Genomic DNA, 23,740 nt, shown 5'->3' with positions numbered 1-23,740 from the left:
ATGAAATGGCAATTCGGAATGTCATGAAACCCTATTTGTCGATACGCGGGTCAGGTGCCATGGCCGTGCGTATCGCGCGCATGATCATTTGTAACATTTGGGGCCCGTTCGATGTCCAATCTGACCGTTTCGGCCGGGGTGGCCGCTGGCCTGATCGCATTCGCTGTCGAGCGAGGCGCGGATCGCGCGGAACTGATGGCCAGCGCTGGCGTGCTGCCCACCGACATCGAGGATGCCGACCACCGCCTGCCGTTCGATACCTATATCGCCCTGATGCGCTCGGCGCAGGATCTGTGCGATGATCCGGCGTTGGCGCTGCATTTCGGTGAGGCTGTCGATCTGGCTGAACTGTCGATCGTCGGGCTGATCATGAACGCCTCGGCCACGATGGCCGATGCCTTTGCCCAGATGCAGCGGCTCGGGCGGCTGACGCTGGAGACCGAAGGCCTCAGTGAAGGGCCGCGCTTTGAGATGACCATGCGCGAAGGGCAATTGTGGATGGTCGACACTCGCACCAATCCAGACGTGTTTCCGGAACTCACCGAAGGCGCCTTCGCTCGGCTGGTCTGCGGCCCGCGCCGCTTCCTGCCCAAGCCGCATGTGCTGGAGGTTCAGGTCACCCATCCGGCACCCGCTTATCGGGCCGAATATGATCGCATTTTTAAATGCCCGGTCACCTTCTCCAGCCCGTGGAACGCTATGCGGCTCGATCCGCAAATTGCCACCTGGCCAGTCGCGCTACAGCCCCGCTATGTTTTCGATGTCCTCACCCAGCGGGCCGACGGCCTGTTGCAGGTGCTTGAAGACCAGAAGACCGTCAGCGGCCGGGTTGAGGCGGTTCTGCTACCGCTGCTGCATACGGGTGAGGCAAGCGCCGACGGCGTCGCCCGGGCGCTCGGCTTCAGCCGCCAGACCCTGTTCCGCAAGTTGAAATCCGAAGATGCCAGCTATGAACAGCTGCTCGACGGGCTACGTCACCGGATGGCGCTGCGATACCTCTCGGGCGGCAGAGTCTCGGTCAACGAGACTGCCTATCTGGTCGGTTTCTCCGAACCCGCCGCCTTCTCCCGCGCCTTCAAACGCTGGACCGGGAAAAGCCCGCGCGACGTGCGGCTGGCGAGGGCGGCGGGGTGATGGTTGGAATGAGGGAAGATCAAGCGCGATATGGCCACAGCCAAGCCGCAATTTTCCTACATTACTTCAATATGCTACGCTTCCGACCGCTCTTTGAACGCGTCGATAACATGCCGGTTTGCCAACCCGAAAACCGGCCTGCGAAAAAGTGATGGAGACCCGCAACTTCCGCAACTTCACCTCGGCGGGGTAAGCCTCAGTCCCGCGGTTTCGGCGTGAACGCCCGTGCCGGATCGAAGGCTTCATCGAGCAACCGCGCCAGCCGCAGCGATGCGCGTTCGATTTGTAGGCGTTGCGGTTCGACCGCCTTGGCAAGCGACTCGTTGGTCAGCGTCACCCGCCCGGTTGGTTTCGGTCCGCACGGATCGCCGCCTTGCGCGAGTGCATAGGCGGTGTCGCGGCTGACGGTCCAGGCTTCGCGGCTCCAGTCGGCCACTGTCCCGGCGGTGATGGCGGCGCGCTCGGCATCGGCATAGCGGCGCTCGAGCGAGGGCGGCGTCGTAAGCGCGCGCTCGGCAATCGCCCCGTCCCACACGCCGTGCAGGTTCAGCCGCTCCGGCGCGTACAGGCCATAAGCGACCCGCACGTCATTGCCGCCGCGATCACTGCGGTCGCCTGCGTGCAGCGGCATGTGCAGATCACCGACGAAGTGGATCAGGAACACTGTCGCCGCGATTTTTTCGCGCAGCGGGATCGATCGATCCTGGATCAGCTTTACCTGCCGGTCGATCTGGGCGGAGACGCAATTGCCGTTGGCGCAGGCGCTGGTCAGGTCGAACGGCTTGCAGATATCGACATTCTGATAATGCCACGGCCCGGTATAGTTGAACCGGTCGCCCATTGCCCGGATGCAATCGGGCCAGACGCTCGCATCCTCGGGCGTTTTGGCAGGGCAAGTCGGCGTTTCGAGCAGTCCGGTGCGGGCGAGCATCGCACTGACGGCGGCGCGGGTCGCCGGTTTGGCGTTGGCCAGCGCGATGCGCGCAATTGCGCCGTGGGCATAGCGGCCATAAGCCTGGGCGGGGCCGTGGATCAGCAGCGAGAGCGCCGCGACGAAAAGGATGAGCGGGCGGATCATGCTTCGCCCCTAACCAGCGAATGGGACGGCTGGAAGCTAAATCTCGGCGCCAAAGATTGCGATCGTCCGCGCGCCCTGCGCATCCGTGTAGGCCCGGTACATGCCCGGCGTCGAAAAGCGCCACACCGCGTCACCCGCAGGCGTCGCGACGATCACCCCCCCTGTACCGCCCAGCGCGACGACGCCCGCGATCACCGCGTCGGCAGCGGTCGCCGCATCCTCGCCGAGCATTCGCATCCGCGCGGCGATCTCGTGCCCTGCCGATTCGCGGATGAAAAATTCGCCCGCCCCGGTGGCGGATACGGCACAGGCGCGATCATCGGCATAGGTCCCAGCCCCGATCAGCGGCGTATCGCCCACCCGGCCCCAGCGTTTGCCAGTCACCCCACCCGTTGAGGTGGCAGCGGCGACATGGCCGTGCGCATCGCAGGCGACTGCGCCGACGGTGCCGTATTTCATCTCGGCATCGAACCAGCCCTCCGGCTTGGCCCGCAGTTCGGCCAGTTGCGTGCGGCGTTCGGGGAGGACCAGCCAGTCCTCGTCAGCGGCCTCGATGCCCTGTTCATGGGCAAATTCTTCCGCGCCGGCCCCGCTCAACATCACATGCGGGGTGGTGGCCATCACCGCACGGGCGAGGGAGACGGGGTTGCGGACAGTCGACACGCCCGCCACCGATCCGGCGCGCCGATCACGCCCGTCCATAATCGCCGCATCGAGCGAGATTTGCCCGTCAAAGCCCAGCACCGCGCCGCGCCCCGCGTTGAAGTGCGGATCATCCTCCAGCACCCGCACCGCCGCTTCGACGGAATCGATCGCATCGCCACCGGCGCGCAGAATCGCCGACCCCGCATCCAGCGCCGCCCCAAGCCCGGCCCGCGCCCCGGCGGATTGCTCGGGCGAAAGCGTGTCAGGCCGCAAAATGCCCGCGCCGCCATGGATCATCAGCGTCCAGCGATCCGCATCGGTGCTCATCGGGCTGAACCGTCAACCGGAGCCGGCCGGCGCTTGCGAAGGCCGATCAACGGCCGAAGCCAGCCAATCTCGCGCCCGATCCGGTAAAATGCCCAGCATCCCATCACGGTCGCCGCCAGGATGATCACGAATTCGGTTGCTGCCCCCAGACCATAGGCAAGCAAGGCGCCCGCCACGACAACGATGATCGTCTGGTGGATCATATAGAACGGGAACACCGCTTCGTTGAGCATCGGGCGCAGCCGGTGGTCATGATTCCACCAGCGATCGGCAATCGCGATCAGCGCGACGATCGCCCCCCAGCACTGGATCGCGCGTGCGCAGCCGAACAGATACCACACGTTGCGGGGCGTGGGGATGTTGCCCGGATAGCCGACCTCAACGCTGACGATATAGGAATAGCCGGCCACCGCCATCAGCCCGCCGACCCACCACCACGTCCGGATCGCGCGCCACACCCGTTCGCTGTCGCGGAGCAGAAAACCGAATAGCAGCATGGGGAAATAGACGCGGTGGACCTGCCAGTCGTCGAAAAAGGCGTGCGTTTCGCGCGCGCCGGGAAAGGCGTAGCTCCAGTTGGCGATCAGCAGCGCCATTGGCACGATCAGGATCAGCGGCCCCGCCAAAACGCGCCCGGCGATTTCGCCGATCCACCTGCGCGCGACCCTGGGCGTCAGCGCGATCCCCAGCGTCAGCAGGATCGTGTAAAACCACAGATAGCCGACGAACCACAGATGCTGCCACGTCGGAAGAACGATGCCGTCCAACGTGCCGAAACGGAAATAATCGAACGCCCAGAAATGCAGGAAGCCCTTTGCATAATCATGCTGGGTGGTCAGCTCGATCCAGGGTTGCGGGGGGACGATCATGATCACGCCGAACAGCAATGGGACAATCAACCGTTTGGTGCGTCCCCAGGCAAAACCGCCGGGCCGCGGATCGCCGGCGAAGATCGCTCGGCTCGCATAGCCCGACACGACGAACAGCAGCGGCAATCGCCACGCATTCACGGCTTGGAGTGGCACTGCGACCCATTCCATCGGGTGCGCGGTTTTGGCGTGATAACCCCAGTGCACGAACACCAGACCGATATGGTAGAAGATCAGCAGGCCGAACGCGCCGATCCGCAGCCAATCCATCCCGTAATGTCGGCCCACCCTGTTCTCCTGCCGGTTGTGCCGTTTTGCCGACGCCGGTTCGTGTTCGGCCTCGCTATCGTATCGACGCGCGGGGATGGCAACGCTATATCGAAAGCGAACCGTTTGAGGAACTTTGCCATGTCGCTTCGCCCTTGGCGCGATATTACCCGTCGCAAGAGCCGCCAGATCATGGTCGGCAACGTGCCCGTCGGCGGCGATGCGCCGGTGACGGTGCAGACGATGACGAACACACCGACCGATGATGCGAAGGCAACGATCGATCAGATCCGCCGCTGCGAGGATGCCGGTGTGGATATCATCCGCGTGTCCTGTCCGGACGAGGCAAGCACCGCCGCGCTGAAACAGATCGTCCGCGCCAGCCGGGTGCCGATCGTGGCCGACATCCATTTTCACTATAAGCGTGCGCTGGAAGCCGCTGATGCGGGTGCTGCCTGCCTTCGTATCAACCCCGGCAACATCGGCTCGGCCGCACGGGTGAAGGAAGTCGTTAATGCCGCCAAGGCGAATGGCTGCGCGATCCGGATCGGTGTGAACGGCGGCAGCCTCGAAAAGGACCTGCTCGAAAAATATGGCGAGCCTTGCCCCGATGCGCTGGTCGAAAGCGCACTCGATCATATCAAGCTGCTGCAGGACCATGATTTTCATGAATTCAAGGTCGCGGTGAAGGCGTCCGATTTCTTCCTGGCGGTCGCCGCCTATCAACAACTGGCCGAAGCCGTCGATTGCCCGCTGCATCTCGGCATCACCGAGGCAGGCGGCTTTGTTGGTGGTACGGTAAAGTCGGCGATCGGGCTCGGCACGCTGCTCTGGTATGGCATCGGCGACACGATTCGCGTCTCTCTCTCGGCGGAACCCGAGGATGAAGTCCGCGTCGGCTTTGAGATTCTGAAGGCGCTCGGTATCCGCAATCGCGGCGTGCGCGTCGTCAGCTGCCCCAGCTGCGCGCGGCAGGGTTTTGACGTCATCCGCACGGTGCAGGCGCTCGAGGAACGGCTTCAGCATATCCGTACGCCCATGTCGCTCTCAGTGCTCGGCTGCGTCGTCAACGGCCCCGGCGAAGCACGCGAAACCGATATCGGGCTGACCGGCGGCGGCAATGGCAAGCACATGGTCTATCTGTCGGGCGTGACGGATCATACCGTGCAGAGCGAGGACATGATCGAGCACATCGTCAAGCTCGTCGAGGCCAAGGCAGCGGAGATCGACGCAGCGGATCAGTCGAAACTCGTCGAGGCGGCGGAATAGGGCCTTGGCCTGGCTGTTGCTCGTACTCGCCGGTCTGTTTGAGGTCGGCTTCACCACCTGCCTTCGCTATACCGATGGCTTCAAGAATCTTGGCTGGAACGCCGGGTTCTTCGTCTGTGCCTTTCTCAGTTTCACGCTGCTGGAAAAGGCAGCGAAGACGATTCCGCTGGGCACATCCTATGCGGTGTGGGTTGGTATCGGTGCAGTGGGTACCGTGCTGGTGGGCGTTGTAACCGGCGAAGAGACGATCAGCGTCGTCCGAATCCTCCTGCTGTTTGGGCTGGTCGCGTGCATCGTAGGGTTGAAGCTGGCGCATTGAGCCTTTTTGGACTGAGTGTGACCAATGCGACCTAGTCAGGACATTGGTTACCATGATAGGCCATGGGCACGAAAGGTGATCTTATGACCTATCAGGCAAAGGTTATTGCGGGTGGCAAGATCGTCATCCCCGCCGAGCTGCGTCGCGAACTGGGTATTGCCGATGGCGATACGGTGGTCATCGCGCGCGACGCGGCGGGCAGCCTGTCGATCAAAACCCATGCACAGGTTATCGCAGAGGGGCAGCGGGCGTTTCGTGCCATGCTCAAGACGCCATTCACGGTTGACGATTTCATCGCGGATCGCCGTAATGACGCTGCAACGGGCTGATGGTCGTGCTCGATAGTTCAGCGCTGCTCGCCCTGTTACTGGATGAACCGGGCGCAACAGCGGTCGAGCCCGTCGTTCGTGGGGCAGAAGTGTCGATCGTTAATCTGTGCGAGGTATTGACCAAAGCGGCTGAGGCCGGTGGCAATATCGAGGGGACCAAAGCCATTCTGCTGTCCTATGGCATCACCATCATGGCATTTCATGAGGCGCAGGCGATGGAAGCGGCACGCTTGCGCCCACTAACGATGCACCTCGGCCTGTCGTTGGGCGATCGAGCGTGCCTTGCGCAGGGGCACATCAGCGCGTTGCCGATCCTGACCGCCAATCGACAGATGGCGAAGGCCGATATCGGCGTCGACATTCGCCTGATCCGTTGAGCGTGCGTCCAACTTCTGCCGCGTTTGCATTTGCGGTCGCGTCGGGCGGCATCGCGACCTATTCAGTCATGGATGCCCTGATGAAAGGGCTGAGCATCGAAAGCGGTGCGTACAGCGCGGTTTTGTGGCGCTCGGTGGTCGGGGTGATGCTGCTCGGCATTGTATTTGTCGCGCGACGGCGGCCCTGGCCCGAACCGGCGGCATTGAAGCTACATCTGATGCGCGGCGCGACGGCGGGTTTTTCAGTGTTGCTGTTCTTCTGGGGGCTGGTGCGCGTGCCGATGGCACAAGGGGTGGCGCTTACCTTCCTCGCCCCGCTGATCGCGCTGTATTTTGCGGCCGCCCTGCTGGGGGAGAGGATCAGGCGCGCGGCGATTCTGGGATCGGTGGTGGCCAGTCTCGGCGTACTGGCGATTGCGGCGGGCGAGGTGCAGGCGCAGGCATCAACCGCGCATGTGCTCGGCTCGATCGCGATCTTTGCGGCGTCGATCTTCTATGCCTACAGTCTGATCCTGCTGCGCCAGCAAGCGCAGGTCGCCGATCCGCTCGAGGTGGCGCTTTTCACCAGCATCGTGCTTGGGGGGCTGTTGCTGGTTGGCGCGCCGTGGCTCGCGAGCGTTCCCGCCGTCGGGCAACTGCCCGCCATTGGTGCGTCGGCGGTCTTGGGGTCGATCTCGGCAATGGCACTCGCCTGGGCCTATGGCCGGGCCGAGGCGCAGGTGCTGGCGCCGGTCGAATATACCGCATTCGTCTGGGCCGCGATCCTCGGCTATCTGGTGTTTGATGAACGCGTGTCCATCTATACCGTGATCGGCACGGTGTTGATTATTAGCGGGTGCGTGCTGGCGGTGCGCGGCAAGGCGGCACCCGCCCCACAGACCGAGGCTGCCGCATGACGCATGTGATCCGCTTTGCTACCGCAGCCGATGTGCCCGTGATTCTGCATCTCGTGCGCGAGCTGGCAATCTATGAACGCGCGCTCGACAAGGTCGTCGCGACCGAGGCGTTGCTCCACGACGCGATGTTCGCCGCCACGCCGGCCGCCGAGGCGCTGATCGCCGAAGTCGATGGCGCCCCCGTTGGCCTCGCGTTGTTTTTCCATAACTTCTCGACCTGGACCGGCTGGCGCGGGCTGTATCTGGAGGATCTCTATGTAACGCCAGAAGCGCGCGGGCTGGGGATCGGCAAGGCGCTACTCCAGCGGCTGGCGGCAGTCGCGGTCGAACGCGGCTGCGCCCGGTTCGAATGGCAGGTGCTGACATGGAACACGCCCGCGATCGATTTCTATCGTGCGATGGGGGCCGAGCTGATGGAAGAATGGCGCACCTGCCGGGTTTCGGGTGATGCGCTGGCGCGGTTGGCGGCGGAGGCCTGATGGCGGTCGATGCCGGCCTGATCGCCTGGGTGGAGGAGGCGCTCGCCCCAATGGGCACCGTTACCCGGCGCGCGATGATGGGCGGGGCGACGCTTTATCTCGATGGCACGATCTTTGCGATCGTCGCTGACGATTTGTTGTGGTTCAAGGCCGATGCAACCAGCGATGCGCAGTGGGATGAAGCCGGTTGCCCCCGCTTTACTTTTCAGATGGGGGAGGGTCGCGAAGGATCGATGAATTACCGCCGCGCGCCCGACGATGTGTATGACGATGCCGATGCAATGCGCGACTGGGCGATGATCGCGGTGGCGGCGGGGCAGCGGGCACCCGCCCGCAAACCCCGCAAAAAGACCTAAGCCGTCTTCTTCGCCTCAGCGCGCTCGACCGCTTCGATAACGATCCGGCGGGCTTCGTCGGCGCCGCCCCATTTGCCGACGCGCACCCATTTCTTGGGCTCCAGGTCTTTGTAATGGGTGAAGAAATGCTCGATCTGCTGCATCACAATCTCAGGCAGATCATGATGTTCGTCGACGTTTGAATAATAAGGGAAGGTTGCGTCGACCGGCACGGTCAGCAGCTTTTCATCGCCACCGGCTTCGTCTTCAAGGAACAGCACCGCGATCGGGCGTACGCGCACGATGCACCCGGGAATGAAGGGCGAGCGGGCAACCACCAGCGCGTCGAGCGGATCGCCATCGGGCGATAATGTATGCGGGATGAAGCCGTAATTGGCCGGGTACCGCATTGGTGTGTGCAAGATTCGATCGACGAACAACGCGCCGGATTTCTTGTCGAACTCATATTTCACCGGCTCGCCGCCGACCGGCACTTCGATGATGACGTTCAGGCTGTTGGGAACGTCATCACCCACCGGAACCATGTCGATACGCATAGAATCGTGATCTTCCTATTTCGCTGCCAAAAGCCGATCGAGGCCACCCTCTCCGGTGCCGATTTTTTCGAGGCGCGGGTAGCGTAGTCCGCCGTGATAGTCGATTGCAAAGCGCTCGATCCGTTCGCCATTCTTGACGAGCAGTTCGATGGGGGCACTGGTTGCCTTCGCGGCGGTGATGGCTTCCTTTAGTTTTTCCGCGGTATAGGCAAAGCCGTTGACGGCGGTGATCGTCCGCCCGACCGTCAGCCCTGCCTGATAGGCTGGGCCATCCCAGGTGATCGCGCTGATTTCCGCACCCTTGCCGATTACCATCCCCAATGAATAGCTGAGGTCAGTGATTGTGCGTCCTTTCTCGTTCGCCTTGAAATAGGCGGTCGGCGTTTCGGTGTAGACCAGGGTATAGCCATTGGCGGCAAAGCCCGAAATCGGGGCGGGCGCGCCGGTTTCGGTAATCCGCGTCGTCAGGAATGCCTGCCAGTCATAAGGCGTGATCCCGTTCAGCGTGGTGACGACATCGTCGAGCGTATAGGTCACCTGGCCCCAGTCACCGTCATTGATACCGAAAAACGCACGGGCGAAATCGTCCATCGATTTCTTGCCCTTTGTCTGTTTGCGCAGGATCGAATCGACTTCCATCCAGATCAGCAGGCCTTCGTTGTAATAATCCTCCGATCGCTGCCAGCTCGTCCACGCCTTGGGCTTGCGCGCGGCGATGATGGGGTCGTTGGTGGTATCGACCAGCGGCCGCCACTGGCGCGCTTTCGACGTATCGAGATTGGCCATGATCATCGCATAGGCATCTAGCGTATCGGCCTTGCTGACGATGCCTGATCGCGCCTGGAGCACATAGCCCCAGAACTGCGTCTGGCCCTCATAGACCCACAAAAGACTGTCGCGCATCGGCGTGCGGAAATCGGGGGTCCACAGGTCGGCCCCACGGCGGAATTTGCCATCCCAGCTGTGCACATATTCGTGCGGCAGCAAATTGCGCGAAGGCATGCTGGTTTCCCATTCGGTGAAATAGCCGGGCTTCACGCCATCTTCGGACGATCGGTGATGCTCGAGCCCGATGCCGCCAAGTTCGTCGGAGATGGTGAACAGGAAATGATAATTGTCGTAATGCTGCGCACCGAACAATTTCACCGCTTGTTCGACCAGCCTCTTGTGCGCATCGATCTGCGCGTCCTTCGCAACGAGTTGCGCCGGTGTATCGGCAAAAGCGTCGATCGTGACGCGCGGTGAGAGCGGAAACGCTTTATAATAGCGCCCGGCCACCACCGGGGAATCGACCAGCACTTCGTAGTTGGTCTTTTCATAGGTATAGACAGGACCGTTCACTGTCGCCGTCAGCGCAGACGCGGCCGTCCAGCCTTCGGGATAGGTCACCACCGCCTGCACCGGAATCTGCCGGGTGAAATAGCCGGCGGGATACAGGCTCATCGAATTCCATTGCAGGCTTAGCAGGTTCTGCGTCATCGCGACGCGACCCTGGTTGGTCGCGGTTGCCGACAGGAACTGCAGATCGATATCGATCGCACTCGCGCCTTCTGGAACGGTGATGTGAAAGGCGAACACGTCGACCGGATCGCGCGTCCAAGCGATGGGCTTGCCTCCGGCGCTGATCTTCAACCCGCCAAGCTTTTCGATCTGCCCTGAAGCCCAGTGATTGCCCGGCAGCCATTTCGGGAACAGCAGCACCATCGGCCCGGGCTTGGCCACCGGCATGACTTCCTTCACGCGGAAAATGCCCTGGCGCGTATCGGTTGCGTCTATATTCAGCGTGATCGTGCCGGGATAGGGAATGTCCTGCGCCGCCGGAATGCGATCGACATGCGGCACCGGCTGGGGCTTCGAATTCTCGGCAAGCGCGGGGGTGGCGACGCACAACATGGCGGGCAGCATCGCCGTTACGGAAAGCAGACGGATCATCGGACGGGGGGCTTTCGACAGGATGTAATGTGACGGCGTGGTTAAAGCAGCGCCGCTCCTTATCGTCCACCCCCCATGATCAACCGCAACTCAGGCGCCAACCGCCTCGGGCAGCGCCTTGCAATAGCGTGCGACATCCTCGATCCGGCCGGTCGACACGCGTGACCACTGCGTCCATTTGCCGTAAGCGCCGCGGATCATCACGCCCTTCGCTGCCATCGCCTTTTGCACCGCATTGGCATCGGCGACCTTCACGAAGACGAAGTTCGCCGATGGCGTCAGCAGCTCGAGTCCCGCCGATTTGGCGGACGCCGCGATCATCTCGCGCGCTTCGGTAATCTTGCCCTTGGAAAAGCTCTTGAAGCTCTCTTCCTCGAACGAGGCGATCGCGGCAGCAAGTCCGGCGGCGTTGAGCGATGTCATCATATAGCGGCGGATCAGCGCGGCATTCGCGGGGCTCGAAATCGCATAGCCGATCCGCATCCCGGCCATGCCGAAAATCTTCGAGAAGGTCCGCGTGATGATAACGTCATGTCCGGCGCGGACCATATCGATCATCGAGCTGTAATCGGGATCGACCACCAGCTCGTTATACGCTTCGTCGATCAGCACGGTCTTTTTGGGCGCGACGGTCTTGATGAAGCCGCGCAGTGCATTGCCGTCGATCAACAGCCCGGTAGGATTGTTGGGGTTGACGATATGGACGAGGCCGATGCTGTCATCCACGGCCGCGGCGATGCCCGGCAGATCGACTTCCATCCCCGCGGTCATCGGCACGGTCTTAAGCGTCGCGCCTAGCTTCACACCCCATTTGGCGGTGGTATCCCAGAACAGCTCGGCGCCAAGATAAGCGCCCTTGGGCTTCCACGCGAGCGCGATGGCGTTGAGCACTTCGCCCGAGCCGGTGCCGATCACAACCTGTTCAGGCAGCACGCCATATTTCTCGGCGATCATCTTGGTCAGCACCCCGGTGGCGGTGTCGGCATAATAGGCGCCCTTGGCGGTCGCGGCTTCGGCGGCGAGCTGGGCCTTGGCGCTGGGGCCATAGGGGTTTTCGTTGAGCCCCAGCCGCGCGATGCCGTCCTTTGGGCCGAACATTCCGCCGATCATCGCCGGCGCCGGCGATGTCGGGCGGGCGAAAGCTGGCGCGGCAAGAGCGGTGGCGAGGGGGACGGCGGTTGCCCCCAGCATCAGGTTACGGCGGGAAATTTCCATCGGGCGTCTCCTTAGGTGTTGGTTAGAACCAGGCGTTGCGGAACATGATGACGGATACGAACAACAAATACAGGCCAAACACGCGCTTGAGCGGTGCAGCGGGCAGGCTATGCGCGGCGGCGGCCCCCAGTGGTGCTGTAAGCATTGATGTGCAGGCGATGATCGCGGCACCGGGCACGTTGACGTAACCGAGCGATCCCATCGGCAGATCGGGAACGCCCATGCCGATGATCGCAAAGCCGATGGTTCCGGGCACGGCGATGACGAAGCCAAGCCCCGCTGCGGTTGCGATCGCCCGGTGAATCGACCGCCCACACAAGGTCATCACCACCACCGCGATCGTCCCGCCGCCAATGCCGAGCAGCGATGAAAAGGTGCCGAGCCCGCCGGCGATCGATGCGCGCATTACGCCCGTCGGCATGCGGTCGCTCATCGGGCGGTTGCCGATCCAGGGTGCGATGAAGTGGGTCGACATGGCAAAGACGCCGACCGCAAAGATCAAGGTCAGGCCGCGCCCGTCGATCAGCCGCGCGAGCAAGATGCCCGCGCCGACCCCCAAGACGATCCACGGCGCCCAGCTTTTCAATATGTCGAAATCAACCGCGCCGTGCCGGGCATGTGCCTGCACCGATCGCAGCGAGGTGAATACGATCGTCGCCAGCGACGTGCCGATCGCGACATGGGCGTACTCGGCCGGATCGCCACCCAACACCGGTAGCAGCGCGATCAGTGCGGGCACGACAACAAAGCCCCCGCCGATGCCGAATATCCCGGCGGCAAACCCCGCCAGCAACCCGGCGACCAAGAGCGCGACCAATCCCGGCAGCCAGGAGGCGAGCAGGCCGGTCATCGGCGTGGCTCAGGGAGGAGCGAGGACGCTGGCATTACTAAACACTCCGCCGCTGACGGGGGCCAGCGGTGTGGTTCCTGCGACGCATGCCAGGGATCGTATCGTCCCCAGTTGTTCGAATGTTGCGCGGGCGGCGCGGTCGAGTCAATCGCGATTACCGATATGGGAACATCCGCGATGGGAAGGACTGGCATTCGCGAAAATCCTCGCTTAGACAACGCGCGAGAATGGCTCGCATCGAAACGCCCAACCGCATTCGCGGGACGCAGGATATATTCGGAGAGGACCAGCGCCGTTTCGCGCGGGTCGTCGACGCGTTCGAACGCGTCTGCAAACTTTACTGCTTCCAGCGCGTCGAGCTGCCGGTGTTCGAATCGACTGCCGTGTTCGCGCGCTCGCTCGGCGAAACCACCGATGTCGTCTCGAAAGAAATGTACACCTTCGAGGATCGCGGCGGTGATTCGATCACGCTGCGGCCGGAATTCACCGCCGGCATTGCGCGCGCGTTCCTGACCGAGGGGTGGCAGCAATATGCGCCGCTGAAGATCGTCACCCACGGGCCCGTCTTCCGCTATGAACGCCCGCAAAAGGGGCGCTATCGCCAGTTTCACCAGATCGATGCCGAAGTGATCGGCGCGAGCGAACCTGCCGCCGATGTCGAACTGCTGGTGATGGCCGATCAGTTGATCCGCGAGCTGGGCATATCGGATGGCGTGACCTTGCAGCTTAACACTCTGGGCGATGCCGAAACGCGCGACGCGTGGCGCGGGGCGCTGGTCGCGCATTTCGAGGCGCATCGTGGTGAGTTGAGCGAGGACAGCATCGCGCGGCTGGCCAAGAATCCAATGCGCATCCTCGATTCAAAGGACCCGCGCGACCGGCCGATCGCCGATTCCGCGCCGGGGATCGACGGGTATCTTACGAGCGAGGCGGGTGCGTTTTTCGAAAACGTCACCAACGGTCTGGATGCCGCCGGCGTGGCGTGGACGCGGAACGATACGCTGGTGCGTGGGCTCGATTATTACCGCCACACCGCGTTCGAATTCGTCACCGATCGGCTCGGCGCGCAAGGGACAGTGCTGGCAGGCGGGCGCTATGACGGGCTGATCGAGAGCCTTGGCGGTAACCCTACGGCTGGGGTCGGCTGGGCGGCGGGGATCGAACGGCTGGCGATGCTGGTGGCGGAGCCTGTTGCCGATACACCGGTAGTCGTGGTCGTGCCGATGGGCGCAAGCGAGGCAGATTTTGCGATGCGCGTGCTGGCGCTGCTTCGGTCTGGCGGGATCGTTACCGACATGGCGTTCGCCGGCAATTTCAAACGACGCATGACGAAGGCGAATGCGGCGGGTGCCGCTTATGCAGCGATTATCGGCGAGAGTGAGGCGTCCGCTGGACAGGTGGCACTGAAACATCTGGGCACGGGCGACCAGCGGCTGGTGGCCCTCGCTGATCTATTGGCGGCCGTGCAATGATTGTTGCCCCCACACCCCGTCATTCCCGCGAAGGCGGGAATCCAGCTTATGCTGCATCGCGGGTGGAGCTCGAAGGCAGCGGGACCCCCGCCTTCGCGGGGGTGACGGATCAAGGCGGGAGGAGCCGGTGAGCATCTCCCCCGAACGCATCGCGCAGATTGCCGCGCGCCGGGATGAGCTACAGGCGCTGATGGCGACGGGCGATTTGCCGTCGGACCGCTTCGTCGCGGTGTCGAAGGAATATGCCGAGCTAGAGCCCGTAGTGAAGGCCGCATGCGAGGTGCGGCGGTTGCGGGCAGAACTGGGCGTGCTCGACGGGCTGGTTGATTCGCCCGACAGCGATGCCGAAATCCGCGACATGGCGCGCGAGGAAATCGCCGATATCAAGCTGCGCCTGCCGGAAGCTGAGCGCGCGCTGGCGCTGGCGCTGCTACCGCGCGATGCAGCGGATGAACGCGCGGCGATGCTTGAAATTCGCGGCGGCACCGGCGGTGACGAGGCGGCTTTGTTCGCGGGCGATCTGTTCCGCATGTACCAGCGTTATGCCGATAATCAGGGCTGGCGGGTTGAGCTGATCTCGGCGAGCCCCGGCGAATTCGGCGGCTATAAGGAAGTGATCGCCAGCGTGAACGGGCAGGGCGTGTTCGCGCGGTTGAAATTCGAGAGCGGCGTGCACCGCGTCCAGCGCGTGCCCGCGACCGAGGCGGGCGGGCGCATCCACACCTCAGCCGCGACCGTCGCGGTGCTGCCCGAGGCCGAGGAAGTCGATGTGAAGATCGACGACAAGGATTTGCGGATCGATATCTATCGCTCGTCCGGCCCGGGCGGCCAATCGGTCAACACCACCGACAGCGCGGTGCGGATCGTCCATATCCCGACCGGGCTGACGGTGATCCAGCAGGATGAAAAATCGCAGCACAAGAACAAGGCCAAGGCAATGAAGGTGCTGCGCACACGGCTCTATGAGGCCGAGCGTGAACGGTTGCATGCCGAGCGGGCAGGTGCGCGCAAATCGATGGTCGGCTCCGGGGACCGGTCGGAACGGATCCGCACCTATAATTACCCGCAAGGGCGGGTGACCGATCACCGCATCAACCTGACGCTGCACCGCCTGCCTGAAATCCTGCAGGGCGATATGGACGAACTGCTCGGCGCGCTGATCGCCGAGGATGAGGCGGAGCGGTTGGCGACGCTGGATGCCGCGTAGGGCGGCTTGCCGCCTGTGTCGGCAAGACTCGTCCAAGCGCGGCCGGCGGGGCCAACGGCCCTGTTCGACGACGTGGCTCTGCCACGGCGCATGCCGATCCTCTCAACCGTCACCCCGGACTTGTTCCGGGGCCCACCCATCAAATCGCGTTGCGGTGGCCGAGGCGCGGTGGACCCCGGAACAAGTCCGGGGTGACGAATGATTGTGCAAGGGCTTACCTGTCGGCAGGTGTTGGCTGAGGCGGCTCTTGCGCTTGCCCAAACAAGCGACACCCCCCGCCTCGACGCTGAACTCCTGATGGCGCATGCGCTCGGCATCACCCGCGAGGATCTCCTCCTCCGCCATCTCGACGCCCCCACCCCCGCCGCGTTTGCCGCGCTCCTCACCCGCCGCCTCACGCATGAACCGATCGCCTATATCACCGGCACCCGCGCCTTCTGGACGATCGACATCGCCGTCGGCCCCGGCGCGCTCATCCCGCGCGCCGACAGCGAAACGCTGATCGAGGCGGCGCTCGACCATTTCGGGGCGGCTGGCCCGGCGACGATCCTCGATCTCGGCACTGGGCCGGGGACATTGTTGCTTGCCGCGCTGGCGCTATGGCCACAGGCGACCGGGGTCGGCATTGACCGGTCGGAAACGGCGCTGGCGATGGCGAAGGCCAATGCTGACCGCCTGTCGCTTGCCGATCGCGCCTGCTTTGCGCTCGGCGATTGGGCCAATGGTATTGACCAGCGTTTCGATTTGGTCCTCGCCAACCCGCCTTATATTGGCACTGCCGAACCGCTTCCCGCCGATGTCGCCGCCTATGAACCGGCCGAGGCGCTCTTTGCCGGCCCCGACGGGCTCGACGATTACAGGATCATCATTCCCCAACTGCCGCGACTGCTAACGCCGGGCGGGATCGCCGTGCTTGAGATCGGCCATATGCAGGCAGAAGCCGTCTCCGGCTTGGTCGACCAGCAGGGCATGGCGGCATCGCTGCGCTGTGATCTGTCGGGGCGGCCACGCGCCATTATCGCGCGATGACGCAAACACGAATTGTCACATAATTCCGCTTGGAGAAAAGGGCGAGCGCGGCTATTAAATGAGCAGGGGCACGCATTTTCGACATTGGTGGTTGAAAATGGGCGGTTGCCCAGATCCTTCGTCATGAAGCCGCTGTCGTCCGGTGGCCGTGGCAGACGCTGTCGATCCCGGTGGTCGGGGTCGGCGCGCCATGCATCCGCATCTACGGAGCGACGCCGGTTTTGAATTTAAGGCACGAGGACAACAGGACTTGATCAACAATCGTCAAGCCGGCCGCCGTCGCGGTCGTGGCGGGCAGCGCTCGCAAGGTGGTGGCAATCCCGGGCGTGGTCCCGAAAACGGCAATCGCATCGATAATCGGGCACGCGGCAATGCGGCCCAGCTGCTTGAGAAATACAAGACGCTGGCGCGTGACGCCCAGATGCAGGGCGACCGCGTCAACACTGAATATTATCTGCAATTTGCCGATCATTATTTCCGCGTACTTGCCGAAACGCGCTCGCGCTTTGAGGAAAATCAGCCGCGCCGTGGCCCGAACGACCAATTCGAAGATGGCGATGACGAGGATTTCGACGGCAATGTCGAAGGCATGGCCGATGACCGGGTCGATCCCTATCAGGGCGACCGGGGAAATGATCGCGTCGAACGCAGCGATCGGGGCGATCGTCAGAATGGCCGCGATGCCGGCAATCGCGACTCCCAGCGTGACGGGCAGCGTGACGGCCAACGAGAAGGCCAACGAGAAGGCCAGCGTGAGAGCGGCAACCGTGATGGTAATCGCGCCAATGGGCGTGACCAGAATCGTGATCAGCAGCGCGATGGCGGCAACCGCGATGGCAGCAATCGCGATGCCAATGGCAGCCGCGGTAACGGCCAGCGTGATGCGGCACCGCGTGACGGTGCCGATCGCCCGGCACGCCGCCCGCAGGTCGATCAGGGCTATCAGCCTGAACAGAATGTCGAGGCCGCACCCGCACCTCGCAATGATGACGAAGCCGATCGTCCCCGGCGTGGACGTCCGCGTCGCGCCTTGCCGGTCGCCGAGACGCCCCAGCATGCAGACGACGATATCGCCATTGACGCGGATCGCCTGCCGCCCTCGCTGAGCCTGTCGGCAATTGTTCCCGATGATGCTGAGCCGGCAGAGGAAAAACCGCGCCGTCGGCGCAAGGCAGCCGTGACCGAGGCCAGCCCGGCCGAGTAATCTTTGGCAAAATTTGTCAGTAATTTAGCGGCGGGCCCAACGGTCCGCCGCATTTTTATGGGCCGAAGCGTTTGAGCGGTTGACCGCCCGACAGTCGACTCTAGCATAGCCCAAAGCAATCGGGAGAGGCTGTCATGCGCACGCTAACCGCGACGATCCGGGCGATGGGGTGCGTCACGGCGCCGATGCTGATCGCGACAGCCGCCCTGGCCCAGGATAATGTCGATCGCTCCGCCCAGGGCGAAGTGGCGGTTACGATCTATAACAACAATCTCGCGCTGGTGCAGGATGTGCGCCAGATCACCGTACCCGCCGGGCGATCGCGCCAGGAATTTCCCGATGTGTCCGCCCAGATAAGGCCGGAAACGGTGACGCTTGCCGGGGCCGGGCTCGGCGTAGTCGAACAGAATTTCGATTATGATCTGCTGTCGCCCGACAAGTTGATGGAAAAAGCGGTCGGCAAGATCGTCACGATCGTGCGCACCAACCCCGCCACGGGTGCCGAAACGCGCGAACAGGCGCGCGTGCTTGCGGCCAATGGCGGCATCGTTCTCCAGATCGGTCAGCGGATCGAGGTGCTGCGCGATGATGGCCTGCCAGTGCGAGTGGTGTTTGACCGCGTGCCCGAAAATCTGCGCGCCCGCCCGACCTTGAGCGTGACGGTGGATGCGACGCGCGAAGGCCCGGTATCGGCCCGGCTCAGCTATCTGACGCCGGGGCTCGGCTGGACCAGCGATTATGTCGCGTTGTTCGATGAGGTGAAGAACGCCATCGATATGCAGGGCTGGGTCACGCTCACCAACAATACCGGCACCAGCTTTGCCAATGCCAAGACCCTGCTGGTCGCAGGCGCGGTCGGGGGCGGGCAGAACCGGTTCGCCGCGCTCAGCGACTCGCTTGAGGCAGCGGGGACGGAAAGTGGCACGCGCGAGCGGCTCGGCGATTTTTATCTCTATCCGCTCGCCCAGCGGACGACGATTGCCAATGCCCAGCAAAAACAGGTCAGTTTCCTCGACGTGAAGGGCGCGCCCGCCCGCAAGGCCTATGAATTCGTCAATGGCTGGCTGGGTGCGAGCGACGTGCCGCAAAGCGCGACGACCGCGATCAAATTCTCCACCTCGCGCGATGGCGGGCTGGGCGATCAGCTCCCGGCCGGGACGATCCGCGTCTATTTGCGCGATGCCCGCGGCGAGCCCCAGTTCATCGGCGAAACCCGGATCGATCATACCCCGATGGGATCGGCGATGGCGCTGCGGATCGGCGAGGCGTTCGACGTAAAGGTGAAGACGATCGTCGAGGAACGCACCAAGCTCTCCAACCGGCGCTGGCAGACCAAGATGCGCTATACGGTGACCAACGCCCGGCCCGCGCCGGTGGTGGTCGATCTTGCCCAGTCCGGGCTGTATGGGGATGTGCGGATCGCGGCGCAAAGCATCACCGGCGAACGCGTATCGGCGGACCGGATCGAGTGGAAAGTGCCAGTGCCCGCCAATGGCACCATCGATGTGACGGCGACCTTCGACACGCGGTACTGACGATGCTTGGCAGGTTGCTGCCCCTGATGCTGTTCTCGCTGCTGCTGCCGGTGTTGCCGGGCGCAGGTCCTGCACCTGTCCCCGTGCCCGTCCAGGCGGAGGATGCGCGCGATGTGTCGGTGACGGTCTACCGTGATCCCAATCGCGGGCAGGGGCCGATGAACCGGCGTTGGCCGGGCGGCTATGCGCTGATCAGCGAAACACGAACGGTGACGATTCCGGCGGGCGACAGCGTCATTCGCTTCGAAGGGGTTGCCGAAGGGCTGTTGCCTGAAACCGCGATCGTCACTGGATTGCCGAACGGCGTGCGCGAAAAAAATCGCGATGCCCGGTTACTGTCCCCCGCCGGTCTGGTCGATGCCTATCTCAAACGACAGGTTCACCTCGTTCGCACCCACCGCAAGACCGGCAAGGTCGTCGAGCAGGATGCGATCATCCAGTCGGGCCCCAATGGCGGGGTCGTGCTGACGACGGTGGATGGGGTGGAAGCACTTCGCTGCAGCGGGCTCCCCGAACGGATGCGCTATGACGGCGTACCGGCGGGGCTCACCCCGCGCCCGACCCTGTCGGTGCTGGCGAGCAGCACGCGCGCGCTCACCGTGACGGTCCAGCTCACCTATATGGCGCAGGGGTTTGATTGGGGTGCCAATTATGTCGCGCGAACGGCGGCCGATAGCGAAAAACTGGGCTTGTTCGCCTGGTTGACCGTGGCCAATGGCGGGTCGCAGAGCTTTGCCGATGCCCGGCTTCAGGTGGTTGCGGGGCGGCCGAACAAAGTGGCCAATGCCCCGCCGCTCCGCCGTCCCGATCCGGCGTTGCGGCTGCGCTGCTGGCCCGCGGACATCACCAGCACGCATCCGCGTCAGGTGTTTCGGCGGCTGCCCTGGGCGCTCGACGGCAGCTTTGCCGATGCCGAAGATTATAACGAATCGATCGTCGTCACAGGCTCGCGAACCCGGCGCGCCTATGCCCCGATGGCGATGATGGCCGCACCGCCACCCCCGCCGCCACCGCCCGCGCCAGTGATCGCCGCGCAGGAGGAACTGGGCGATCTGAAACTCTACCGGGTGCCCATCCGCGTCACCTTGGCCGCGCAAAGCCAGAAGCAGGTGGCAATGATCGATCAGCCCGCCGCCAATTTTGTGCGGGTCTATTCGGCCAATGCGAACAGCGGCGGGATGGCGCCGCGCCCGATGCCGCTGCTGTTGCGCACTCGAAATGTAACGACCGACGGCCTCGGCGTACCGCTGCCCGCAGGCGGTCTCGCGCTGTTCGCGCCGCGCGACGGCGAGGATCTGCTGATCGGCGAGCAGCCGATGAAGGATCGCGCGGTGGGTGAGGAGATCGAGATCGTCACCGGCACCAGCCCCGATGTGCAATGGACGCTGGCTCGCACGCGGGTGAGCAAGAAACAGAGCGAATGGCGCGCCATCATCACCAATGCGCGGCCGGTGGCGGTCCGCGCTGAAATCGTGGTGCCCGGCCAGCTCGTTGATCGCCCGCCCGGCGTCGAGCGTGGACCCGGAGGCTGGCGATTGCCGATCACGGTCGACGCCAATGCCAGCGCGACGGTCAGCTATGCGATCAAGTCCGGTCCTTAGGATCGCTGATCGTCACTGCTAGTCGATATGGCGTACCTGCTCGTCATGGCCGCTGCCTGAACTAAGGAACACCAGCCCCATCAGCGCTGCCGTCAACATAATCGTGCCGCCAAAACCACCAACGGCGGCGGCGATCGTGATCCAGGATAGCGGCCCGTAAACAAAGTCGAGCAACAGGATGGCACCCGTGACGATCACGATCATCGCCAATGTCATCCAACGCATGATCATCCGGTACCGTCCCCAGGCAAAGGCGGCATAATCGGGATCGTCGAGTCCGGGGGGATTTGCAGGCATTGCTTTCAATTGGCGGCAAAAAGTGGAATCCTCAAGGGCACATAATACCGTACCCGCATCGACGGGCCGGATGGAGGAGAGAATCGCATGACGATTGCATCGATCCTGGGCACCAAGGGACGTGATGTTCTGTCGGTTACCGCGCACCAGACCGTGATGGAAGCCGCCGCCTTGCTGGCTGAAAAACGAATCGGCGCGTTGCCGGTGATGGACGGACCCAATGTGGCCGGCATTTTTTCCGAACGCGATGTCATTCATGCGCTGAAGAGTCACGGTGTCGATGCACTCACTCGCAAAGTGGGCGACGTGATGACCGCCCCCGCCATTACCGTCAGCCCAAGTGATTCGGTGATTGGCGCGCTATCGCTGATGACGCGGCGGCGCATCCGCCATCTGCCGGTGATCGAAAGCGGACGGATCATCGGCGTCGTTTCGATCGGCGATCTTGTCAAATATCGGATCGACCGGATCGAGGCCGATGCGGCGGCGATGCGCGATTACATCCAGACGGCGTGACGATGTTTAGGCGGCGATCGGCTGTGGTCGCCGACGGACGATCGTGACGATTTCGGTGATGACCGGACGGGAGAATATGCCGAGCCAGCCCGTATAAATTGCACCGCCCGCGCTCACCAGAATGGCGAGTCGCAACAGAGGGGCGAGCAAGGGTAGCGCCGAATCGAGCATCACCACCCCGATCCCCATGGCGATTGCCGCAATCAGCGGCGGCTGGATCGATCGACCCAACGCGTCGGCGGTCACCCCGATCACTGGCAGCGTCCGTGTCAGGCTGATCGTCAGATAGACCGGATAGGCGGCAAGCCATGACCAGGCGAGGCCCATCACCCCCCATCGGATGCCGATCAGATAAGCGGTTGTCAGCAATAGCGCGCCGGTCGCGCCATTGCGTACGCTGATGCCGGGATGCCCGGTCGCGTCGCACGCCGGCGCGAGGAGGACCTGGATCGTCAGCAACGGCATGGCGCAGGCCAGAATCGTAACGATCGGGATCGCCTCGGTCCATTTGTCGCCCAACATGGTCAGCACGATCGGTTCGGCGGTAACGGCGAGCCCGATATAGAAGGGCAAAGCGGCGGTCATGATCACGCGGATGCTGCGCGCAAAGGCGCTGGCGATGGCGGCGCTGTCATGTTGCATGCGCGCATAGGCCGAAAAGGCGACCTCGTTCAGTGGCGGCACCACCTTCGATACGAAGATCTGGGTGAGGAACAGGCTGGTCGTGTAAATGCCGAGCATGTGCGGATCCAGCACGCGCCCGGCGATGAAGACGTCCATCTGGCTCTCGACGAACCAGAGCAACTGACCGACCGCCATCACGCTGCCGTACCGCGCCAGATGCCCCGCGCCGCGAAAATCGAAGATCGGCCACATCAGTGATCGCGCCGCAACCGTCAGGCCGACCGCGCGGACGGCGAACATCACGATCGGCGCAATCACCAGCGTCCACACCCCGAACCCGGCCATGGCACCGCCAAGCGCCGCCGCAGCACTGGCGATTGACGATAAGATGTTGACCCGGGCCTGGCGACGAAAGTCCATTGATCTCGAGAGCAGTGCATAGGCCAGCGCCATGAATGGCGTGGTTGCATAAATCACGGCCTGCACCTGCAACATCTGGCCGATGATCGGCTGCCGGTAATAAGCAGCGGCAATGGGGGCCAGGATCAGCTGGATCACCGCAAGGCCCAGATTGACGAGCAGAATCATGCCGAACAGCTGACGTATTTCGCGTTCGGTCACGTTGGGCTGGCGAATCAACCCGCTTGCCAGCCCATAGCCGTTGAGCATGTTGAGCAGCAGCACGACCACCTGAGTCATCGCGAACAGGCCATAGTCCGCAGGCGCCAGGATGCGAATCACCATGAAGGTGGCGCCCCATTGCACCATCTGCGCGACAATCTGGCTGCCTGAGCGCCAGATAACGGCGCTGCGAACCTGATCGGCCAGTGATTCCGACTCGCGAATCAAAGGGGTGGCGGGTGATTCCATGGCCAAATGCTATGCGCCAAGGTGATTACAGAGCCGTAAACCCTAGGATTCCTGCGGGGTACAGGGCGGTTTGTAAGAAAATTGCAAAAAGCCGTTGACGGCTGTTGGAGCCACCCATATAAGCCACTCCACCGCAGCGATGAACCACACGGTTCGCCTCTGCAGTCACCAAATCCTCGGCGCTAGCCCAGCCCTCGATAAAAAGAGGAACGGGAAAGCGTCGGTCTTTTGCGCTCTTTGACATTGTCGGTTTAGATGAAGGGACATGTGGGCGGCGGCTCCGGGTTCGACGGTTTTAAGGCGTCGATACTCGGTTAAATTAAGCCGTTCCTATATGGACGTCCAGCGGGGCTTGCTCCGGTGGCCGGCTCATATGTCTCAATTTACATATCCACTAGTGAATGTAATTGTGCAGGAATGGCTCCTTGAAATGAGCTTGTTCGTCCGGATCATTCCATCCGGTCGTTCAGGAACATCAAACTTGAGAGTTTGATCCTGGCTCAGAAC

At 63.1% G+C, this 23,740-nt stretch carries 24 protein-coding genes; 15 read left to right on the top strand and 9 right to left on the bottom strand.

Annotated elements, in window-relative coordinates:
• Positions 1-111: 111 nt before the first annotated feature.
• A complete protein-coding gene (locus tag B7Y49_RS13800) occupies positions 112-1,134 on the top strand; it encodes an AraC family transcriptional regulator (RefSeq protein ID WP_374128181.1) in 1,023 nt (340 codons plus the stop codon).
• A gap of 196 nt (positions 1,135-1,330) precedes the next feature.
• On the opposite strand, the gene B7Y49_RS13795 is transcribed toward B7Y49_RS13800, so the two are convergent.
• The 3 genes from B7Y49_RS13795 to B7Y49_RS13785 are packed head-to-tail and all read right to left on the bottom strand — an operon-like array spanning position 1,331 to position 4,341.
• Complete coding sequence (locus B7Y49_RS13795) at positions 1,331-2,212, bottom strand: S1/P1 nuclease (protein WP_374128180.1); 882 nt, start codon at positions 2,210-2,212, stop codon at positions 1,331-1,333.
• A 36-nt stretch (positions 2,213-2,248) separates the two neighbouring features.
• Complete coding sequence (locus B7Y49_RS13790) at positions 2,249-3,184, bottom strand: isoaspartyl peptidase/L-asparaginase family protein (protein WP_374128179.1); 936 nt, start codon at positions 3,182-3,184, stop codon at positions 2,249-2,251.
• Positions 3,181-4,341 carry an acyltransferase gene (locus B7Y49_RS13785; RefSeq protein WP_374128178.1) on the bottom strand — a complete coding sequence of 387 codons (1,161 nt, stop codon included), beginning with the start codon at positions 4,339-4,341 and terminating at the stop codon, positions 3,181-3,183. Before B7Y49_RS13785 ends, B7Y49_RS13790 begins: the two co-directional genes overlap by 4 nt.
• 120 nt (positions 4,342-4,461) lie before the next feature.
• On the opposite strand from B7Y49_RS13785, the gene ispG reads away from it, so the two are divergent.
• From ispG to B7Y49_RS13750, 7 genes are all read left to right on the top strand, one after another.
• On the top strand, positions 4,462-5,589 hold the full coding sequence (ispG, locus tag B7Y49_RS13780) for a flavodoxin/ferredoxin-dependent (E)-4-hydroxy-3-methylbut-2-enyl-diphosphate synthase (RefSeq protein ID WP_374128177.1): 1,128 nt from the start codon (positions 4,462-4,464) through the stop codon (positions 5,587-5,589).
• Between the two features lie 4 nt (positions 5,590-5,593).
• Positions 5,594-5,908, top strand: coding sequence for a multidrug efflux SMR transporter (locus B7Y49_RS13775; protein ID WP_374128176.1), 315 nt, complete (start codon positions 5,594-5,596; stop codon positions 5,906-5,908).
• 83 nt (positions 5,909-5,991) lie between these two features.
• A complete protein-coding gene (locus B7Y49_RS13770; protein ID WP_374128175.1) occupies positions 5,992-6,237 on the top strand; it encodes an AbrB/MazE/SpoVT family DNA-binding domain-containing protein in 246 nt (81 codons plus the stop codon).
• Complete coding sequence (locus B7Y49_RS13765; protein ID WP_374128174.1) at positions 6,237-6,614, top strand: type II toxin-antitoxin system VapC family toxin; 378 nt, start codon at positions 6,237-6,239, stop codon at positions 6,612-6,614. Before B7Y49_RS13770 ends, B7Y49_RS13765 begins: the two co-directional genes overlap by 1 nt.
• Positions 6,611-7,510: a DMT family transporter gene (locus B7Y49_RS13760; RefSeq protein ID WP_374128173.1), complete on the top strand. Its 900-nt coding sequence runs from the start codon at positions 6,611-6,613 to the stop codon at positions 7,508-7,510. The genes B7Y49_RS13765 and B7Y49_RS13760 overlap by 4 nt, the downstream gene beginning before the upstream one ends.
• Positions 7,507-7,989, top strand: a complete 483-nt coding sequence (locus B7Y49_RS13755) for a GNAT family N-acetyltransferase (RefSeq protein WP_374128172.1) — start codon at positions 7,507-7,509, stop codon at positions 7,987-7,989. Before B7Y49_RS13760 ends, B7Y49_RS13755 begins: the two co-directional genes overlap by 4 nt.
• The gene (locus tag B7Y49_RS13750) at positions 7,989-8,345 is read left to right on the top strand and encodes a TfoX/Sxy family protein (protein ID WP_374128171.1); all 357 of its coding nucleotides are present in this window, start codon (positions 7,989-7,991) and stop codon (positions 8,343-8,345) included. Before B7Y49_RS13755 ends, B7Y49_RS13750 begins: the two co-directional genes overlap by 1 nt.
• Here the strand turns inward: B7Y49_RS13750 and ppa are convergent.
• The 4 genes from ppa to B7Y49_RS13730 form a co-directional block, all read right to left on the bottom strand.
• A complete protein-coding gene (gene ppa / locus B7Y49_RS13745) occupies positions 8,342-8,881 on the bottom strand; it encodes an inorganic diphosphatase (RefSeq protein ID WP_374128170.1) in 540 nt (179 codons plus the stop codon). The two genes, B7Y49_RS13750 and ppa, sit on opposite strands and share 4 nt — an antisense overlap.
• Positions 8,882-8,896: 15 nt before the next feature.
• Positions 8,897-10,813 (bottom strand): M61 family metallopeptidase, encoded by a 1,917-nt coding sequence (locus B7Y49_RS13740; protein ID WP_374128169.1) that lies wholly within the window; start codon positions 10,811-10,813, stop codon positions 8,897-8,899.
• A gap of 90 nt (positions 10,814-10,903) precedes the next feature.
• Positions 10,904-12,028 carry a histidinol-phosphate transaminase gene (locus tag B7Y49_RS13735; protein WP_374128168.1) on the bottom strand — a complete coding sequence of 375 codons (1,125 nt, stop codon included), beginning with the start codon at positions 12,026-12,028 and terminating at the stop codon, positions 10,904-10,906.
• Between the two features lie 22 nt (positions 12,029-12,050).
• On the bottom strand, positions 12,051-12,878 hold the full coding sequence (locus B7Y49_RS13730; protein WP_374128167.1) for a sulfite exporter TauE/SafE family protein: 828 nt from the start codon (positions 12,876-12,878) through the stop codon (positions 12,051-12,053).
• A 227-nt stretch (positions 12,879-13,105) separates the two neighbouring features.
• Between B7Y49_RS13730 and hisS the strand changes: the two genes are divergently transcribed.
• The 6 genes from hisS to B7Y49_RS13700 all read left to right on the top strand — a co-directional run bounded on the left by hisS (position 13,106) and on the right by B7Y49_RS13700 (position 20,926).
• On the top strand, positions 13,106-14,350 hold the full coding sequence (hisS, locus tag B7Y49_RS13725; protein WP_374128166.1) for a histidine--tRNA ligase: 1,245 nt from the start codon (positions 13,106-13,108) through the stop codon (positions 14,348-14,350).
• Positions 14,351-14,477: 127 nt separating this feature from the next.
• Positions 14,478-15,557, top strand: coding sequence for a peptide chain release factor 1 (prfA, locus tag B7Y49_RS13720; RefSeq protein ID WP_374128165.1), 1,080 nt, complete (start codon positions 14,478-14,480; stop codon positions 15,555-15,557).
• A 198-nt stretch (positions 15,558-15,755) separates the two neighbouring features.
• On the top strand, positions 15,756-16,586 hold the full coding sequence (prmC, locus tag B7Y49_RS13715) for a HemK/PrmC family methyltransferase (RefSeq protein ID WP_374128164.1): 831 nt from the start codon (positions 15,756-15,758) through the stop codon (positions 16,584-16,586).
• 190 nt (positions 16,587-16,776) lie between these two features.
• Complete coding sequence (locus B7Y49_RS13710; protein WP_374128182.1) at positions 16,777-17,790, top strand: DUF4167 domain-containing protein; 1,014 nt, start codon at positions 16,777-16,779, stop codon at positions 17,788-17,790.
• A 134-nt stretch (positions 17,791-17,924) separates the two neighbouring features.
• Entirely contained in the window at positions 17,925-19,325 is a 1,401-nt protein-coding gene (locus tag B7Y49_RS13705; RefSeq protein ID WP_374128163.1) for a DUF4139 domain-containing protein, read from the top strand.
• 2 nt (positions 19,326-19,327) lie between these two features.
• A complete protein-coding gene (locus tag B7Y49_RS13700; RefSeq protein ID WP_374128162.1) occupies positions 19,328-20,926 on the top strand; it encodes a DUF4139 domain-containing protein in 1,599 nt (532 codons plus the stop codon).
• Between the two features lie 18 nt (positions 20,927-20,944).
• On the opposite strand, the gene B7Y49_RS13695 is transcribed toward B7Y49_RS13700, so the two are convergent.
• A complete protein-coding gene (locus tag B7Y49_RS13695; RefSeq protein ID WP_374128161.1) occupies positions 20,945-21,223 on the bottom strand; it encodes a hypothetical protein in 279 nt (92 codons plus the stop codon).
• An 87-nt stretch (positions 21,224-21,310) separates the two neighbouring features.
• Between B7Y49_RS13695 and B7Y49_RS13690 the strand changes: the two genes are divergently transcribed.
• Positions 21,311-21,739, top strand: coding sequence for a CBS domain-containing protein (locus B7Y49_RS13690; RefSeq protein ID WP_374128160.1), 429 nt, complete (start codon positions 21,311-21,313; stop codon positions 21,737-21,739).
• A 6-nt stretch (positions 21,740-21,745) separates the two neighbouring features.
• Here the strand turns inward: B7Y49_RS13690 and B7Y49_RS13685 are convergent, their stop codons facing one another.
• On the bottom strand, positions 21,746-23,233 hold the full coding sequence (locus B7Y49_RS13685; protein WP_374128159.1) for a lipopolysaccharide biosynthesis protein: 1,488 nt from the start codon (positions 23,231-23,233) through the stop codon (positions 21,746-21,748).
• Between the last annotated feature and the right edge of the window lie 507 nt (positions 23,234-23,740).

Source organism: Sphingomonas sp. 28-62-11 (assembly GCF_002278865.1).
GTDB lineage: Bacteria > Pseudomonadota > Alphaproteobacteria > Sphingomonadales > Sphingomonadaceae > Sphingomonas.
This window is presented reverse-complemented; position numbering and strand designations above follow the sequence as displayed.

Coding starts and splice junctions, on each gene's coding strand:
- B7Y49_RS13800 (WP_374128181.1), top strand. CDS start 112: ATGTCCAATCTGACCGTTTCGGCCGGGGTGGCCGCTGGCCTGATCGCA.
- B7Y49_RS13795 (WP_374128180.1), bottom strand. CDS start 2,212: ATGATCCGCCCGCTCATCCTTTTCGTCGCGGCGCTCTCGCTGCTGATC.
- B7Y49_RS13790 (WP_374128179.1), bottom strand. CDS start 3,184: ATGAGCACCGATGCGGATCGCTGGACGCTGATGATCCATGGCGGCGCG.
- ispG (WP_374128177.1), top strand. CDS start 4,462: ATGTCGCTTCGCCCTTGGCGCGATATTACCCGTCGCAAGAGCCGCCAG.
- B7Y49_RS13770 (WP_374128175.1), top strand. CDS start 5,992: ATGACCTATCAGGCAAAGGTTATTGCGGGTGGCAAGATCGTCATCCCC.
- B7Y49_RS13765 (WP_374128174.1), top strand. CDS start 6,237: ATGGTCGTGCTCGATAGTTCAGCGCTGCTCGCCCTGTTACTGGATGAA.
- B7Y49_RS13755 (WP_374128172.1), top strand. CDS start 7,507: ATGACGCATGTGATCCGCTTTGCTACCGCAGCCGATGTGCCCGTGATT.
- B7Y49_RS13750 (WP_374128171.1), top strand. CDS start 7,989: ATGGCGGTCGATGCCGGCCTGATCGCCTGGGTGGAGGAGGCGCTCGCC.
- ppa (WP_374128170.1), bottom strand. CDS start 8,881: ATGCGTATCGACATGGTTCCGGTGGGTGATGACGTTCCCAACAGCCTG.
- B7Y49_RS13740 (WP_374128169.1), bottom strand. CDS start 10,813: ATGATCCGTCTGCTTTCCGTAACGGCGATGCTGCCCGCCATGTTGTGC.
- B7Y49_RS13735 (WP_374128168.1), bottom strand. CDS start 12,028: ATGGAAATTTCCCGCCGTAACCTGATGCTGGGGGCAACCGCCGTCCCC.
- B7Y49_RS13730 (WP_374128167.1), bottom strand. CDS start 12,878: ATGACCGGCCTGCTCGCCTCCTGGCTGCCGGGATTGGTCGCGCTCTTG.
- hisS (WP_374128166.1), top strand. CDS start 13,106: ATGGCTCGCATCGAAACGCCCAACCGCATTCGCGGGACGCAGGATATA.
- prmC (WP_374128164.1), top strand. CDS start 15,756: ATGATTGTGCAAGGGCTTACCTGTCGGCAGGTGTTGGCTGAGGCGGCT.
- B7Y49_RS13710 (WP_374128182.1), top strand. CDS start 16,777: ATGCATCCGCATCTACGGAGCGACGCCGGTTTTGAATTTAAGGCACGA.
- B7Y49_RS13705 (WP_374128163.1), top strand. CDS start 17,925: ATGCGCACGCTAACCGCGACGATCCGGGCGATGGGGTGCGTCACGGCG.
- B7Y49_RS13700 (WP_374128162.1), top strand. CDS start 19,328: ATGCTTGGCAGGTTGCTGCCCCTGATGCTGTTCTCGCTGCTGCTGCCG.
- B7Y49_RS13695 (WP_374128161.1), bottom strand. CDS start 21,223: ATGCCTGCAAATCCCCCCGGACTCGACGATCCCGATTATGCCGCCTTT.
- B7Y49_RS13690 (WP_374128160.1), top strand. CDS start 21,311: ATGACGATTGCATCGATCCTGGGCACCAAGGGACGTGATGTTCTGTCG.
- B7Y49_RS13685 (WP_374128159.1), bottom strand. CDS start 23,233: ATGGAATCACCCGCCACCCCTTTGATTCGCGAGTCGGAATCACTGGCC.